This window comes from Streptomyces sp. NPDC028907 (assembly GCF_055564995.1).
Genome location: NZ_JBVHVE010000022.1, coordinates 61202 through 75730 on the forward strand (window position 1 = coordinate 61202; position 14529 = coordinate 75730).

At 70.4% G+C, this 14529-nt stretch carries 14 protein-coding genes and 1 tRNA gene; 10 read left to right on the forward strand and 5 right to left on the reverse strand.

Translation table 11 applies throughout. The annotated features are described in order from the left end of the window. Positions 1-50: 50 nt before the first annotated feature. Positions 51-377, reverse strand: a complete 327-nt coding sequence (locus tag ACZ4UU_RS41470; protein ID WP_471908613.1) for a hypothetical protein — start codon at positions 375-377, stop codon at positions 51-53. Positions 378-752: 375 nt separating this feature from the next. Between ACZ4UU_RS41470 and ACZ4UU_RS41475 the strand changes: the two genes are divergently transcribed. The 5 genes from ACZ4UU_RS41475 to ACZ4UU_RS41495 all read left to right on the forward strand — a co-directional run bounded on the left by ACZ4UU_RS41475 (position 753) and on the right by ACZ4UU_RS41495 (position 4113). Next, a complete protein-coding gene (locus ACZ4UU_RS41475) occupies positions 753-1619 on the forward strand; it encodes a bifunctional DNA primase/polymerase (RefSeq protein ID WP_471908614.1) in 867 nt (288 codons plus the stop codon). A gap of 52 nt (positions 1620-1671) precedes the next feature. Continuing rightward, positions 1672-2148 (forward strand): hypothetical protein, encoded by a 477-nt coding sequence (locus ACZ4UU_RS41480; RefSeq protein WP_471908615.1) that lies wholly within the window; start codon positions 1672-1674, stop codon positions 2146-2148. 106 nt (positions 2149-2254) lie between these two features. Further along, on the forward strand, positions 2255-2788 hold the full coding sequence (locus tag ACZ4UU_RS41485; protein WP_471908616.1) for a DinB family protein: 534 nt from the start codon (positions 2255-2257) through the stop codon (positions 2786-2788). Between the two features lie 150 nt (positions 2789-2938). Continuing rightward, complete coding sequence (locus tag ACZ4UU_RS41490; protein WP_471908617.1) at positions 2939-3337, forward strand: amphi-Trp domain-containing protein; 399 nt, start codon at positions 2939-2941, stop codon at positions 3335-3337. Between the two features lie 278 nt (positions 3338-3615). Continuing rightward, positions 3616-4113, forward strand: coding sequence for a GNAT family N-acetyltransferase (locus tag ACZ4UU_RS41495; RefSeq protein ID WP_471908618.1), 498 nt, complete (start codon positions 3616-3618; stop codon positions 4111-4113). A 206-nt stretch (positions 4114-4319) separates the two neighbouring features. On the opposite strand, the gene ACZ4UU_RS41500 is transcribed toward ACZ4UU_RS41495, so the two are convergent. Beyond that, a tRNA-Ser gene (locus tag ACZ4UU_RS41500) sits at positions 4320-4409 on the reverse strand. Positions 4410-4523: 114 nt separating this feature from the next. Next, the gene (locus tag ACZ4UU_RS41505; protein ID WP_471908619.1) at positions 4524-6137 is read right to left on the reverse strand and encodes a S1C family serine protease; all 1614 of its coding nucleotides are present in this window, start codon (positions 6135-6137) and stop codon (positions 4524-4526) included. Positions 6138-6403: 266 nt separating this feature from the next. Here ACZ4UU_RS41505 and ACZ4UU_RS41510 point away from each other — a divergent pair, with 266 nt between their 5' ends. The 3 genes from ACZ4UU_RS41510 (at position 6404) to ACZ4UU_RS41520 (ending at position 9170) form a co-directional block, all read left to right on the forward strand. Continuing rightward, complete coding sequence (locus ACZ4UU_RS41510) at positions 6404-7231, forward strand: glycerophosphodiester phosphodiesterase (protein WP_471908620.1); 828 nt, start codon at positions 6404-6406, stop codon at positions 7229-7231. A gap of 205 nt (positions 7232-7436) precedes the next feature. Then, on the forward strand, positions 7437-8075 hold the full coding sequence (locus ACZ4UU_RS41515; RefSeq protein WP_471908621.1) for an ATP-binding protein: 639 nt from the start codon (positions 7437-7439) through the stop codon (positions 8073-8075). A 129-nt stretch (positions 8076-8204) separates the two neighbouring features. Further along, a complete protein-coding gene (locus ACZ4UU_RS41520) occupies positions 8205-9170 on the forward strand; it encodes a DUF5926 family protein (RefSeq protein ID WP_471908622.1) in 966 nt (321 codons plus the stop codon). Between the two features lie 252 nt (positions 9171-9422). On the opposite strand, the gene ACZ4UU_RS41525 is transcribed toward ACZ4UU_RS41520, so the two are convergent. After that, complete coding sequence (locus ACZ4UU_RS41525) at positions 9423-10082, reverse strand: hypothetical protein (RefSeq protein WP_471908623.1); 660 nt, start codon at positions 10080-10082, stop codon at positions 9423-9425. 56 nt (positions 10083-10138) lie between these two features. Further along, positions 10139-10798: a bifunctional DNA primase/polymerase gene (locus ACZ4UU_RS41530; RefSeq protein ID WP_471908624.1), complete on the reverse strand. Its 660-nt coding sequence runs from the start codon at positions 10796-10798 to the stop codon at positions 10139-10141. Between the two features lie 496 nt (positions 10799-11294). On the opposite strand from ACZ4UU_RS41530, the gene ACZ4UU_RS41535 reads away from it, so the two are divergent. After that, positions 11295-12806 (forward strand): PP2C family protein-serine/threonine phosphatase, encoded by a 1512-nt coding sequence (locus tag ACZ4UU_RS41535; protein ID WP_471908625.1) that lies wholly within the window; start codon positions 11295-11297, stop codon positions 12804-12806. Positions 12807-12944: 138 nt separating this feature from the next. After that, the gene (locus tag ACZ4UU_RS41540; protein WP_471908626.1) at positions 12945-14411 is read left to right on the forward strand and encodes an aminopeptidase P family protein; all 1467 of its coding nucleotides are present in this window, start codon (positions 12945-12947) and stop codon (positions 14409-14411) included. The last annotated feature ends 118 nt before the right edge of the window (positions 14412-14529 follow it).

The window sequence follows — 14529 nt, forward strand, 5'->3', positions numbered from 1 at the left end:
CACAAATCCGAGGAGGCCGGTGCTGAGCACCGGACACCGGCCCCCTCAGCTCACCACCAGAGAGGCGTGAAGTTGACGGACGTGTTGTCGTTGCCCTGGTTGACCGCCGTGAAGGCGGAGCCGTTGACCTGGGCGGTGTTGCTCTGGTTCGAGGCGCCCGAGCCGGTCGCCTGCTGCTGCGTGGTGGCCGAGTTGCCGTAGTTGTCGCCGCCGACCCCGCTGCCGATGAGGCCCTGCGCGGCGTTCGTGACGGCCGCGCTGGATCCGTCGTCCGCGATGGCACCGTTGTCCGCCGTCGCGACGCCGGCGAACAGGACGGCGGCCAACGGGAGGGCGGAGACGGCGGCGATGACGCGGGCGGTACGGATGCTTGCCATGTTGTTCCTCCAGAACAGGTGCGCCCAGGCTCCCCGCCGGACGCATTGGTGGTGCATGAAGTACTGCGCTTTCCAAGGCAGTTGGCCGACCGCCTCGGAGTTCTGCACGACGTCGCGAGATCAGAGTTGCCCACCGAATCCCCGGCGAACCACCCCGGAAGCCCCTATTCGCCCTGAAGCGTGATGACAAGTCGATAAACCCCTTTCGCCACTTCCGACGCTCACGTCAGGGCAGGACGGACAGTTCCACCCAAGCGCCCCAAGAGGGGAAAGGTTCCGGCACCCTTCCGGCCATGCACCAAGGACCGGCGCGTCGGCGCCAGGTCACACCCGTCACCTCTTCCCTTTTTCGAACACTCGTACGAACATAGAGGCATGGCCACCACCGACCGGCAGGCCACGACGCTGGCCCTCGCACACGCCCTGTCAGCCGCCGAGCGCGGACTGGCCGTCATCCCCCTGTCCCGGACGAAGCTCCCGGCCCTGCGTTCCCCGCACCGCGACGACCCCGACCCAGCCCCCTGCCACGGCGAGTGCGGCCGCTTCGGACACGGGGTCTACGACGCCTCCACCGACCCCGCCCGCATCCGCGAACTCTTCGCCGCAGCCCCCTGGGCCACGGGCTACGGCATCGCCTGCGGCCTGCCCCCGCACCACCTCATCGGCATCGACCTCGACACCAAATCGGGTACGGACGCCTCCGCCGCCCTGCGTGAACTGGCCCTGCGCCACCTGTTCACGATTCCGCCCACAGTCGTCGTCCTGACCCCGAGCGGCGGCCGCCACCTCTGGCTGACCGGCCCGCCGGAAGCCGTCGTCCCCAACTCGGCGGGCCGCCTCGCACCCGGCATCGACATCCGCGGCGCGGGCGGCTACCTCGTCGGCCCCGGCTCCCGCACCGACCACGGCGTCTACAGCACTGCCCCCGGCACCTCCCACATCGGCCCCGCGCCCTGTCCGCGCGCCCTCCTGCGCCTTCTGCTCCCTCCGCCCCGCACGCACCACTTCACGCCTCCCTCGGCCGGTGGCCACGGCCAGGGGCTCGTCCAGTTCGTGCTCGCCGCGCACGAGGGCCAGCGCAACACCCGCCTGTTCTGGGCCGCCTGCCGCGCCTACGAGGACGGCATCGGCCCCGCGCTCGTCGACCCCCTGGTCGAGGCGGCACTCAACACCGGCCTGACCGAACGCGAGGCCCGCGCGACGATCACGTCGGCGGCGCGGATGACGGGGCACCGGCCCTGACGGGCGCCGACGCCAGACGCCCGACGGGGGCTTGAAATCGCACGGGAGCACGATGCACCACCGCCCAAAGGCGCCGACCATGTCGCTGGCCCGCGTCGTCCTCGCCTCCGGCCGCTCGCTCGACCTCTCCGAGCTGCGGCTGTCCGCGACGTACGGCGGCATGCTCGGCATGCTCGGGACGCCGGAGGGCTACCCGTGCAAACCGGTCAACGACCTGAAGATCAAGGGCCTCGTCCGCGCCGCGGCGCGCGCCCACCCTTCCGTGCCGGTGCACCTCGTGCCGCCGCCGCGCGAGTATCCCGACCAGTACGCCGGCGTGTTCGGTCCGGTCGAGATGCTGCCCGCCGTGGCGTGTGTCGGCGCCTTCCACTCCACGGCCCTCGACCGCGGCCACGACCCGGCCCTGCGCCGCTCCGCCCTCACGATCGTCTGGTTCCAGCCCACCGCGCGCGTGCCGGACGGCTGGGACGCGGAGGAGACGCTGCGGGGTGTGGACTGGGAGGGTTTGGCGCGGGACTACGAGTTCTGAGGGCGCCGGGCTCAAGGCGGTACCCGGAACCGGCCGTACTGGAACCGGCCGGGGCGCAGAAAAATCGGCTTGCCCCGGAAGGGAGCCCCTGTGCCAGGCTCGGCCGATGAGCGCTTCCCGACGTGATCTGCTGCGCTGGCAGTTCGACCTGACCTGGGCGTTGTTCGAGTACCACCTGGAACGGCTGCGGCCCGAGGACTTCCTGTGGGAACCCGGGCCGCTCTGCTGGACGGTGCGTCAGGCCGCCGACGGCTCCTGGGTGCCGGACTGGGCGGACACCGAGCCCGACCCCGTCCCCGTGCCCACGATCGCCTGGGTGAGCTGGCACATCGGCTGGTGGTGGAGCGTGGCCGCCGACCATCTGCACGGCCGCCCGCCCCGGGAGCGCACCGCCGTCACCTGGCCCGGCGACGGCGAGTCGACCGTCGCCTGGCTGCGCGACCTGCGCACGGACTGGCTGGCCGCTCTGGACGCGCTCGACGCCGACACGGCCCTGGACGCCGAGGCCCAGTTCCCCTCGCCGAACGACCCCCAGTACACCCTCGCCCACATGATCGGCTGGGTGAACGCCGAACTGATGAAGAACGTCGCGGAGATCGGGCAGCTACGGCTGCTGCTGCGGACTCGGCCGGAGCGCTGAGCCGTCCACGCTGAGCCGCCCGCACTGGGCCGTCCCCACTGACGGCCACTGACGACCTCACTGACGACCACACAGGGACCGAGATGTCCCATTTGCCTACTCGCTCCAGAATATGAATGTCAGCTGTTCGCATGCTGGATCGGAGAGGCCATGACGGACCTCAAGTTTGAGCAGAAGCGCTCGCTGTCACGCCTTGAGGCGGCTGACCAGCTCACGGCGCTCGCGGCCGCGTTGCGACAGGGCGGGGATGCCGAGCTGGAGCTCGAACCGTGGAAGCTGAGCCTCCGGGTCCCCTCCGACCTGCACAGCGAAATCGAGGTCGAGGTCGGTGACGGGGAGATCGAGCTGGAGATCGAGCTGGAGATCGAGCTCAAGTGGTCGATCTCGCCGGAAACCCGGTCCACGGCGTCCCGGACGTCCGAGGGCACGGAGAAGGCCCGGGGCACGGAGAAAGCCGGAGGCAGGCGCAAGAGCGCGGCCGCCAGTGCCGGGGGGTCACGCGCCGGTGCAGGCAGAACCACGAAGCGGACTGCCGCGAAGAAGTCCTGATCGGTTCGGTCACAGCCGCTGACGCCGAAGACCCCGTCCGATTCCGCTGGTCAGGGGCCTTCCGGACTGCTTGTCGCGTTGTCGCGGTGAGTGGTGGCCGAGGTCGCGTGGGAATGCCGGCCGAGTTGTGGCGTGCGCGGGGAGCTGGGGTGAGGGGTGGTGAAGGCATGATGCCGTCTTCGGCAAACTCGAAGATCAGGGGTTGCCATGGGGGAGCCTGCTCGCGGGCCGCGTGAAATCAGATGTACGGGGTTGAGGAAGGCTGCCATGATCGCGAGATGCAGGAGGATGCGGCGTTCCAGGTCTCGCATGTGGTGGCTTCTACCGAACTGGCGACGATCACCGCCAGGCTGCTCGACCAACTCCCGGCATGGTTCGGTAGACCGGAAGCGAACGCGCAGTACGTGGAGTCGGCTCGTACTCTGCCCGGAGTCCTTGCCCGCAGCTCAGACGGCGAGCCGGTCGGGATCCTGCTGCATCGGCGGCACTTTGCGGAGGCGGCAGAGATCCACCTGATGGCGGTAGCCCCGGACTGGCACCGGCGGGGCATCGGGGCGGCACTTGTCAGTGCGGTGGAGGCGAAGTTGCAGACGGACGGTTGTCGGATGCTGCATGTGAAGACTCTGGGGCCTTCGCATCCTGACAGCGGGTACTCGCTCACGAGGGTGTTCTACCGGGCTATCGGATTCGTCCCGATCGAGGAGACGAACGATCTGTGGCCAGGGACACCGTGTCTGATGATGGTGAAGATGCTGCCAGCCCTCCATGGTCGATGACCTACGCGCGGGCTCGCAGCATGGGAGAGTCGGCGCGGCTGCGACCGCAGGCCGCGACATCGCGACGAGGATCTCAGTGGGTGATCAGAGGTACCTGCCCCTGCCGTGCCCGATCGACCGGTACTGACGGGGAACCACGGTGGTTGACGGACTGCGCGCACGAGAGCGGCCCCCGACCGATTTACCTGGTCAGGGGCCGTTTCGCCTGGCGGTGGGTGTGGGATTTGAACCCACGGTGACATCGCTGCCACGACGGTTTTCAAGACCGTTCCCTTAGGCCGCTCGGGCAACCCACCTCGCCCCGGCCCACCAGGGGCGGAGCGCGTACAGACTACCGGCCTCGCCCGCTGTACGGGGATGGTGATCCCCTCTTGTCGAAGCCGGACCGTACGCGCGCGTGGGCGGTCGGGTCAGCTATCGCCCGTGCGGGCGCCCAGGGTGACGTCGACGGTGCGGGTCTGGCCGCCTCGTTCGTAGGTGATCGTGACCTTGTCGCCGGGCTGGTGGGTCCAGATCTCGCCGATGAGGGTGGGGCCGGAGTCGATCACCGTGTCGTCGAGCTTGGTGATGACGTCGCCGGGCTTGAGGCCGGCCTTGTCGGCGGGGCCGCCCGCCTCGACCGCGTCCGAGCCGCTGGTGCGCTGCTCGATGATCTTGGCGCCGTCGGTGGTGTCCTCCAGGGAGACGGAGGCGCCGATCTTGGCATAGACCGGCTTACCGGTCTTGATCAGCTGCTGGGCGACGTACTTGGCCTGGTTGACCGGGATGGCGAAGCCGAGGCCGATCGAGCCGGACTGGCTGGTGCCGCCGAGGCCGTTGGCGGCGGACTGGATCGCGGAGTTGATGCCGATCACATTGCCCTGGGCGTCCAGCAGCGGGCCGCCGGAGTTGCCGGGGTTGATCGAGGCATCGGTCTGGAGGGCGCTCATGTAGGACGCGTTGCTGCCGGTGCCGTCGCTGGAGGCGACCGGGCGGTTCTTGGCGCTGATGATGCCCGTGGTGACCGTGTTGGAGAGGCCGAACGGGGCGCCGATCGCGATGGTCGAGTCGCCGACCGCCACCTTGTCGGAGTCGCCGAGCGTCAGCGGCTTGAGATCCCGCGGGGCGTCCTTGAGCTTGATCACCGCGACGTCGTAGCCCTGAGCGTGGCCGACGACCTCGGCGTCGTACTTCTTGCCGTTCGGGAAGGTCGCCGTCAGCTTGCCGCCGTCGACCGCGTCGGCCACCACGTGGTTGTTGGTGAGGATGTGGCCCTCCCTGTCGAAGACGAAGCCCGTGCCGGTCCCGCCCTCGCCCGCGCTGCTCTCGGCCTGGATGGTGACGGTGCTCGGCAGCGCCGTGGCGGCCACGCCCGCGACGGTGCCCGGGTCACGCTTGAGCGAGCCACCGCTGTCCGAGGCGGAGACGGTCGTCGAGGAGGTGTTGTCGTTCTTGGCCAGCGTGTAGCCGAGGCCGCCGCCCAGGCCGCCCGCGACCAGCGCGGCGATGAGCACCGCGGCGAGCAGGCCACCGCGCCCGCGGCCGGACTTCGGCTCCGGCTGCTGGTACGTCGCGCCCCAGCCCGGCCCCGCACCGGCTCCACCCGCTCCCGCTCCGCCCATACCGGCGGCGCCCATGCCCGCGGCGCCCATACCGGCACCGGCACCCGCGGGGGCACCGGCATCGGCGTACGGCGGCGTGCCGGGCGGCGGCGGGGGCGGCCAGGAGGCGTCGGGGGGCGAGCCCTGCGACGCGGTCGGGCCGGCCGGAGCGGTCGGCTGGGCTCCGTTCGAGGCGGGCGCGGCGTGCGTCGGCTGCGATCCGCTGGCCGGCGCCTCGGCGCCGTGGGGCTCGGCGCCGTGCGGCTGGGCGCCGTTCGCGTTCGCCGGTGCGTCGCTCGGCATCGGCGGCAGCGGGGTGGTCGGGGCGGCACCGGCCTCGGGAGCGGAGGGCTCCTGGGGCGCCGGAGCAGCAGGAACGTCGACCGGCACGGGGGGTGCGGACGGGGCCGGGGGTACCGCGGCGCCCTCGTTCTCGGTGCTCACAGCTTCTCTCCTCGATCCACGGCTGGTTTTTTCGGTCGCACTCGGTCACGCCCGTTCACGCTTGTCCACGGCCGGTGCGCTCAGCTGTGCATGCCTTTGTGTATGCGGTCAGCTTTTCCCACGGGCCGTCAGAGCACCATAAGCGGTTGCTGTGCGTCCACGGCCACTCCTTACATAGGTCATGTGCGACCAAAAAGGCACAATCTCAGTGTCCTCGTACCTTCTCCGCTCGCACGTCTACCCCTGTGCGGTGGCACCATGACGCGGTGACCCACGCACGGCAGCACCAGATCCAAGTCGTCGCCCATCGCGGAGCCTCCGAAGACGCTCCTGAGCACACCCTGGCCGCGTACAAGAAGGCGATCGAGGACGGTGCGGACGCCCTTGAGTGCGATGTACGCCTCACCGCGGACGGCCATCTCGTCTGCGTCCACGACCGCCGGGTCAACCGTACGTCCAACGGCCGCGGCGCGGTCTCCGCACTGGAGCTCGCCGAGCTCGCCGCCCTGGACTTCGGCTCCCGCAAGAACCGTGACTCGTGGAAGAACCGGGCCGAGGAGCCCGACTGGGAGTTCCGGCCGGAGGACCCGGAGGACACCTCCGTACTCACCCTGGAACGGCTGCTGGAGCTCGTCGCGGACGCGGGGCGGCGGGTGGAGTTGGCGATCGAGACCAAGCATCCGACCCGGTGGGCGGGGCAGGTCGAGGAACGGCTGCTGGTTCTGCTGAAGCGCTTCGGGCTCGACGCGCCCCCCACGGCCTCCGACTCCCCTGTGCGCGTCATGAGTTTCTCCGCCCGCTCGCTGCATCGCGTGCGTGCCGCCTCGCCGACGCTGCCGACGGTCTATCTGATGCAGTTCGTCTCACCGCGGCTGCGGGACGGGCGGCTGCCCGCGGGCGTGGACATCGCGGGCCCCTCGATCCGGATCGTGCGCAGCCACCCCGCGTATGTGGAGCGCCTGAAGCGAGCCGGCCACCAGGTGCACGTCTGGACCGTGAACGAGCCCCAGGACGTCGACCTCTGCGTCGAACTGGGCGTCGACGCCATCATCACCAACCGGCCGCGCGCGGTGCTGCACCAGCTCGGCCGCTGACACACGCGCGCGTGGGGTGCTCAAAGGCGGGTCTCAGGCAAAGCGTGCACTTGGAAACCACTGAAACCTCACCAATCCCTGCGCAACCTATTGACCCCTGAGCCCCTCCAGGCCCATCCTCCACTCTCAGCCACACCGACGGATTTCAGCCATCCCGATTACAGGGTGTGCTCCGGCGCGTTCGTTCCGTGTTCGATCGTTGCGAATGCGTCACCGGACCTTGATTGGCCGGTTTCCGGTACAGGCCAATGGGGCATCCACACCGTGGCGTGGGGCAAAGGAGGTCTCGGGGGTGGCGTTGGTGGTGGCACAGGAGGTGCCCACGTCGTCGAGCATGGCCGTACCCCATGGCCCTGCGGGCGTGAGGGAAGCGAGACACCGTATGCGCTCACAGTTGCGCAGGGGTGGCGTGGCGGAATCGGTCATCGACGATGCCGTACTGATTCTTTCCGAACTCTTGAGCAACGCGTGCAAACACGGCCGACCACTGGGTGACGCACTGGCCGGGGACGGCGACGTCCGGGCCGAATGGCGGGTGGACGCGAGCGGCAGGCTCACCGTGGAGGTGACGGACGGCGGCGGACCCACTCGCCCTGCTCCGGCCACGCCCTCGGTCACCGCACACGGCGGCCGCGGGCTGAACATCATCACCGCCCTGGCCGACGACTGGGGTGTCCGGGACGACGCCCGGGGCGAGGTCACGGTCTGGGTCGTGGTCCATGACGACGTTCACGATCCCGACGCGGGGCATCGTCGCACCGACTTCGCTACGCGCGTCGCGGCACCGGCGGTGAGCGCGATATCCGGCCTCGACTTCGCGGACGCCTTCGACAACCTGGACTGAAGGGCACCCGGTTGCCGAACCACCGTTTCCGGCACGACCCGTGGGTTGTCCACAGGCTCCCGTCGACGATGGCGTGAACGGCTAGGCTCGCGCCCGTACGAGACGAGCCGTAACCGGGAGACACCCACGATGGCCAAGAAGCGACCCCAGACCAAGGCCAAGCGCCCGCAGCTCAGCGACGCAGAGATCCCGGTGGTCGGCGCGCGCGAACCCTGCCCCTGCGGCAGCGGCCGGCGCTACAAGGCCTGTCACGGCCGGGCCGCCGCGCACGCGGTGACCGAGCTGGTGCAGCGCCCGTTCGAGGGACTGCCCGGCGAGTGCGACTGGGTGGCGCTGCGCGAGCTGGTGCCCGCCGCCACCGTCGAACTGCCCCTGAAGGGCGGCCTCCCCGAGGGCGTCCCGTCCGTCACGCTGGCCACGGTGCTGCCGATGGCCTGGCCGGCCCTGCGCCGCGACGACGGCTCGGTGCTGCTCGGCCTTCAGAACGACACGGCGTCCGGCGACATCAGCCGCGACCTCGCCGACACGCTCCAGCAGGCGCTCACCGCGAAGCCCGGCACCCCGGTCCAGGGCCGGCGCGCCCCGGCCGACGGTCCGCGGCTGCAGGATCTACTCGATCCCGAAGGCGCGTTCGAGCCAGTTGTGCACTCGGGCTTCGAGTTCTGGGTCCCGGACGCGGAGAACGCCACTCCGGAGGTGACCGCCTCCCTGGAGCGGGCCAACGCCGCGGCCATCCCGACCGTGAAGCTGACCGGCGTGGACGCCGCGTACTGGTGCGAGACGCCGGAGAAGAACCACCTGCGCTGGGTCATGCCGCACTCCGAGGAGCAGCTTCTGGACGCCCTCGCGCGGCTGCACGCGGCGGGGAAGTCGAGCCTCGGCGAGGGCACCCGTCTCGTGGGCTCCTTCCGCGCCCACGGCCTCACCGTGCCGGTCTGGGACCTGCCGAGCGGTGTCGGCGCCGAGGATGTGGAGAAGCCGGCGGCCGAGTTCGCCGAGCGCCTCGCGACCGCCCTCGCCACTAACGCCCCGCTCACTCCTGACGAGCGTCGCGCGCGGGGCGGCCTGACCAACCGGCAGGTCACGCTCAGCTGACACGCGCCGCGGAGATCGGGTTCGGCTGAACGGCCGTTCAGCCGAACCGGCCCGCGCCGAGAGGGTGAATCCGATCACAACTCCCATGCGGAGCAAGGGAATCCGTGACTGGAAAGCCCGGATCGAATTTGCGAACCGCCGATCTCTTGTTACCGTTCCATTAGCCCGGTTGCTGGTGCATCCCCCGTCGCCAGCAACCGGGTCTTTCCATGTGCACGTTCCTTTACGGAACGGCGCCACATGTCAACGGCCCTAGGACTCCTCGGAATTGTCCCGCTCGGCGTTGCTCGCGGAACGCAGCAGCAGCGCCCCGCGCCCGGCCCGCTCCGCGAACTCCGTGACCGCCGTATAGGCGTCCGAGCCTCCGCGAGTGCGCTCCCGAGGCGTCTCGCACGTTCCCGGCTCGTCCTCGGCGCCCACGACGCAGCGCATCTGAAGCGTGCGCCCCCCGGGCCCCATGAGGCTCAGCACGGAGTCCAGCGCACCGCCCGTCGCATTGCGGAAGTACGTGCGCGCCCAGGTCTCCTCGCCCTGGGTGAGGACACAGGTCTGCGCCTCGATGCCCTCGGGTGAGGTGAGTTCGGGACCGCAGCGCACGGCGGTGGACAGGCCGAGGTCGAGCAGCAGCGCGGTGCCGGTCGGGTCGGCGGAGGGCGCCTTGGCGTCGCCGCGCGGCGACGGACGAACGGCGCCGCCCTTCGGGGCGGGCGAGGAGGGCCGTACGGCCTCTCGATCGCTTGCCCCCACGGCGGCCCGGCCCGCGTCGACGACCTGGCCGGCGGCCGCCCAGGCCAGTGGCAGGGCGACCGCGGCCGCCGCGACGGACGCGAGGGCGATCAGACGGACTCTTCGGTGGTTCGGCCCGCGGCGATGCGACGACGGTGCCCTATTTCCCCTGGTATGACGCGGCATACAGCGGAATGTAACGACCGCACGGGCATGTGCCGTTCCGCGCACGCCGGATGGCCCTACAACTCGGGCGCGCTCACACCCGTACGAGTGAGGGCCTCGACCACGGCGTCGACCACGGCCTCGACATCGGGCACCCACGGGGAGGCCGAGCCGGGGAGGGGGGCGCGCTGCCAGGTGATGGGGCCCTGGCCGGTCTCGGACGGAGGGAGGGCGATGTAGCCGCCTTCGCCGTGGAAGCGCAGGGAGCCGGGGACGAAGTCCTTGGCGTACAGCAGTTCGCCCAGCTGTTCCATGGAGTACGGCTTCACCAGGATCGACCAGCGGGCGGGCGAGGCGACGACCGGGCCGAGGCGCATGCCCATGCGGTCGAGTGCGGTGAGAGCGTGCGCGGCCGGCAGGGCGGGCAGGCTGACCGCGCAGGGCGCCGTACCGCCGGTGGCGAGGATGATCGGCGCCGTCGGCCGGTTGGCCCACCACCAGCGCACCATGCGCTCGTCGGTCGAGGCCGCGAGGAGTCCGGGATCGAAGGGGTGCGCGCCGGGCACCGTGCAGTCAGGGTCGGGGCAGCCGCAGCGGGAGTGTCCCTGCGGGTGCGTCGTCACGCCCGGGAGTACGGGCCAGCGCCATTCCGTCGCGAAGGTCAGGGCCGCGCTGATCAACTCAGACTTCCCGTCGCCGCGCAGAAGCCTGCGTCGCCTTCCGAGGATCTCGCGCATGAGCGCTCGTTCCTTTCCGTTGCACCGCTGGCAACACCGTGGTCACATCACACCATGTGTCGATCACTTCACTGTGCGTACCTGTAGGCGCATCACACCCCTGCCGCGAGCAAGGGGATCCCCTATGGGCCGAGCGTTGGCTGCTTCAGCGGCAGCCTCGTCCATACGTCGTCCATCAAAAGCACGTGCGTGGGGTGGCGAAGTATGGCGTTTGCCGTCGCGCGTATTTCTCTTCGCCTCCGCCACGGGAGGATGGGGCACGATCGTCGGTGGCTAAGACGCCCGGGTCCGTCACCAGGTTCCGGGTGGTTGTCAACCACCCCTGGCCTTCACCGAGTACGTACCCATCACGACCGCTGTGACGCTCTGTGGAGCGAAACCAGTCGACCGCAATACCCCGTTCCCTGAGGCAGTTTTAAGCCAACTTTGCCTTTACGCAAGAGGTCTACGACGAGTGCTCAGGTTACCCACGGACACCAGGAATCCCAGCAGGACAATGCTGGACATCCCCTTACGAGTGCGTGTACATGTGGAGACACTGCTAGCGGCGCAGAATGACATGGGGGTTTGCGATGCTTTTGAGCAATACGCACCGGTCGGAAAGCCGGACGCCATGAACGCCCCTCACTCTTCGAAAGTGGCCGGAATCGATTCCACGGTTCCCTCGCCCGCACACACTGTCGCGCCCGCGCCCGCGGCCCCGGGAACCCCGGCGGTCCCCCCGCCGAACGCACCCGGCGCGGTGCTCCAGGACCGCCTCGCCGGCTGGGTCTCGGACCTCACGACCCTCCACGAACTCACCGAACGCCTGGCCCGTACGGACGCACTCGCCGACGCCCTCCAGGAACTGCTGCGCGCCGGATCCGCCCTCGTGGGCGCCCGGCGCGGCCTTGTCGTACTGGAACCGGCGGACGGACTGGGCCCGGACACCACCATCGGGCTGGGCCTCGCCCGCGCCGACCTCGGGCACATCGAGACCGTGCCGCGCAGCGCGATGTCGTACGGCAGGATCCTCGACGGACTGCCCGGCGGCGACGGCGAGATCGCCCAGCCGGACCTGCTCTCCGAGGACGGACTCGACCCCCGCCACCGCGAGGTCGCCGCCCGCCTCGGCTACGCCGCCAGTTACGCCCTGCCCCTGTCCACCGAGGCCGCCGGCCGCCTCGGCGCCGCCGTCTGGCTGTACGACGAGCCCGCCGAACCGGCCGAGCGCCAGCGCCACCTCGTCGGCCTGTACACCCGCTACGCCACCGAGCACCTGTCCCGGCTGCTGGAGATCGAGCGCACGCGCGCGTGCATGAAGACGATGGCCGAGGAGCTGCTCCCGTCCCGGCTGCCGCGGATGGCCGGTGTCCAGCTCGCCGTGCGTCACCGCACCGGTCCGCGCGGGGGCGGCGACTGGTACGACGCGCTGCCGCTGCCGGACGCCGCGCTCGGCCTGGCGGTCGGCTCGGTGACCGGGTCCGGGCCCAGCGCCATCGCCGCGATGGGACGGCTGCGGGCCAGCCTGCGGGCGTACGCCGTGATGGAGGGCGAGGACCCGGTCGCGGTCCTGTCCGATCTGGAGCTGCTGCTCAGACTCACCGAGCCCGCCCGCTGCGCCACCGCCCTGTTCGCCTACTGCGAGCCCTCCCTGCGCAAGATCACGCTCGCCGGGGCCGGCCACACCCCGCCGCTGCTGATCGGCGAACGGCGCACCGAGTTCGTGGAGACCTCCGTGTCCGCGCCGCTGGGCATGCTGGCCTGCTGGGAGGCGCCGAGCGTGGAGCTGATGACGGAACCCGGAGAGACGGTTCTGCTGTACACCGACGGGCTGCTGCACCGCACCGGCGACCCCACCGACCGCGCCTTCGCCCGGCTGCACGCGGCGGCGGCCGGCGCACCCAGGGCGATCCGGCACGACCCGGACGCCGTCGTCGACCACGTCCTGCGGACCGTGCTGCCCGACGGGATGGACCGGGCGGACAGCGAGGAGGACGTCGTCCTGCTGGCGGCGCGCTTCGAGTAGCGGTTCGTGGCCCTCGGTGACCCACCCATAACAGGCGCGTGGCCTGCGCCATAGCAGCGGTGGGCGAGCGGTCCTCCACCCTGGGCGCTCCTCTGCGCGACCGTACGATGGACGGGGTCGAATGCCGTATCGAGGAGGATGACCGTGGCGGACGAGCTCACCCCGGAGACCCCGGAAGCTGAGTCTGAGGAGCCGATCAAGCAGCGCAAGAACGGCCTGTACCCGGGCGTGTCCGAAGAGCTCGCCGAGAACATGAAGTCCGGCTGGGCCGACACGGAGCTGCGCGACCTGCGGCCGATCGCCCAGGCCGCCGAGACCGCTGCCCGCCGTGCCGCGCTGTCGGCGCGGTTCCCGGGTGAGCGTCTGGTGATCCCCGCGGGCAATCTGAAGACCCGGTCGAACGACACCGAGTACGCCTTCCGCGCGTCCGTGGAGTACGCGTACCTCACCGGCAACCAGACCGAGGACGGCGTGCTCGTCCTGGAGCCCAGGGGCGAGGGCCACGAGGCCACGATCTACCTCCTGCCGCGCTCCGACCGGGAGAACGGCGAGTTCTGGCTCTCCGGCCAGGGCGAGCTGTGGGTCGGCCGCCGGCACTCGCTCACCGAGGCGCAGACGCTGTACGGCATCCCCGCCTCCGACGTGCGCGAGCTCGCGGACAAGCTGCGCGAGGCCACCGGTCCCGTGCGGGTCGTGCGTGGCTACGACGCCGGCATCGAGGCCGCGCTGACCGACAAGGTCACCGCCGAGCGGGACGACGAGCTGCGGGTCTTCCTGTCCGAGGCACGGCTGGTCAAGGACGACTTCGAGATCGGCGAGCTCCAGAAGGCCGTCGACTCGACCGTGCGCGGCTTCGAGGACGTGGTGAAGGTCCTCGACAAGGCCGAGGCGACGAGCGAGCGCTATATCGAGGGCACGTTCTTCCTCCGCGCGCGTGTCGAGGGCAACGACGTCGGCTACGGCTCGATCTGCGCCGCCGGCCCGCACGCCTGCACGCTGCACTGGGTGCGCAACGACGGGCCCGTTCGCTCCGGTGACCTGCTGCTGCTCGACGCGGGCGTCGAGACGCACACGTACTACACCGCCGACGTCACGCGCACGCTGCCGATCAACGGCCGCTACAGCGAGATCCAGAAGAAGATCTACGACGCCGTGTACGAGGCCCAGGAGGCCGGTATCGCGGCGGTGAAGCCTGGCGCGAAGTACCGGGACTTCCATGACGCCTCGCAGCGGGTGCTCGCCGAGAAGCTGGTGGAGTGGGGGCTCGTCGAGGGGCCGGTGGAGCGGGTGCTGGAGCTCGGGCTGCAGCGGCGATGGACGCTGCACGGGACCGGGCACATGCTCGGCATGGACGTGCACGACTGCGCTGCCGCGCGGACCGAGACGTACGTCGAGGGTGTGCTGGAGCCCGGGATGGTGCTGACCGTCGAGCCCGGGTTGTACTTCCAGGCCGATGACCTGACCGTGCCGGAGGAGTACCGGGGGATCGGGGTGCGGATCGAGGACGACATCCTCGTGACGGGGGACGGGAACCGGAACCTGAGCGCTGCGCTGCCTCGGCGGTCGGACGAGGTCGAGAGCTGGATGGCCTCTCTGAAGGGCTGACGTTGGACTGATGGCCGGATACCGAAGTGGTGTCCGGCCATCGTTGCGGGGTGCCGGCCCGTGGGGGCTGGTCGCGCCCGCGCGGCGGTAGCCGCAGATTCAGCGCTGTCCCGCGCCC

Excerpts from the sequence above, each read along its gene's own strand:
- ACZ4UU_RS41470 (WP_471908613.1), bottom strand. The coding sequence starts at position 377 with ATGGCAAGCATCCGTACCGCCCGCGTCATCGCCGCCGTCTCCGCCCTC.
- ACZ4UU_RS41475 (WP_471908614.1), top strand. The coding sequence starts at position 753 with ATGGCCACCACCGACCGGCAGGCCACGACGCTGGCCCTCGCACACGCC.
- ACZ4UU_RS41480 (WP_471908615.1), top strand. The coding sequence starts at position 1,672 with ATGCACCACCGCCCAAAGGCGCCGACCATGTCGCTGGCCCGCGTCGTC.
- ACZ4UU_RS41485 (WP_471908616.1), top strand. The coding sequence starts at position 2,255 with ATGAGCGCTTCCCGACGTGATCTGCTGCGCTGGCAGTTCGACCTGACC.
- ACZ4UU_RS41490 (WP_471908617.1), top strand. The coding sequence starts at position 2,939 with ATGACGGACCTCAAGTTTGAGCAGAAGCGCTCGCTGTCACGCCTTGAG.
- ACZ4UU_RS41495 (WP_471908618.1), top strand. The coding sequence starts at position 3,616 with ATGCAGGAGGATGCGGCGTTCCAGGTCTCGCATGTGGTGGCTTCTACC.
- ACZ4UU_RS41515 (WP_471908621.1), top strand. The coding sequence starts at position 7,437 with ATGCGTCACCGGACCTTGATTGGCCGGTTTCCGGTACAGGCCAATGGG.
- ACZ4UU_RS41520 (WP_471908622.1), top strand. The coding sequence starts at position 8,205 with ATGGCCAAGAAGCGACCCCAGACCAAGGCCAAGCGCCCGCAGCTCAGC.
- ACZ4UU_RS41525 (WP_471908623.1), bottom strand. The coding sequence starts at position 10,082 with ATGCCGCGTCATACCAGGGGAAATAGGGCACCGTCGTCGCATCGCCGC.
- ACZ4UU_RS41530 (WP_471908624.1), bottom strand. The coding sequence starts at position 10,798 with ATGCGCGAGATCCTCGGAAGGCGACGCAGGCTTCTGCGCGGCGACGGG.
- ACZ4UU_RS41535 (WP_471908625.1), top strand. The coding sequence starts at position 11,295 with ATGCTGGACATCCCCTTACGAGTGCGTGTACATGTGGAGACACTGCTA.
- ACZ4UU_RS41540 (WP_471908626.1), top strand. The coding sequence starts at position 12,945 with ATGACCGTGGCGGACGAGCTCACCCCGGAGACCCCGGAAGCTGAGTCT.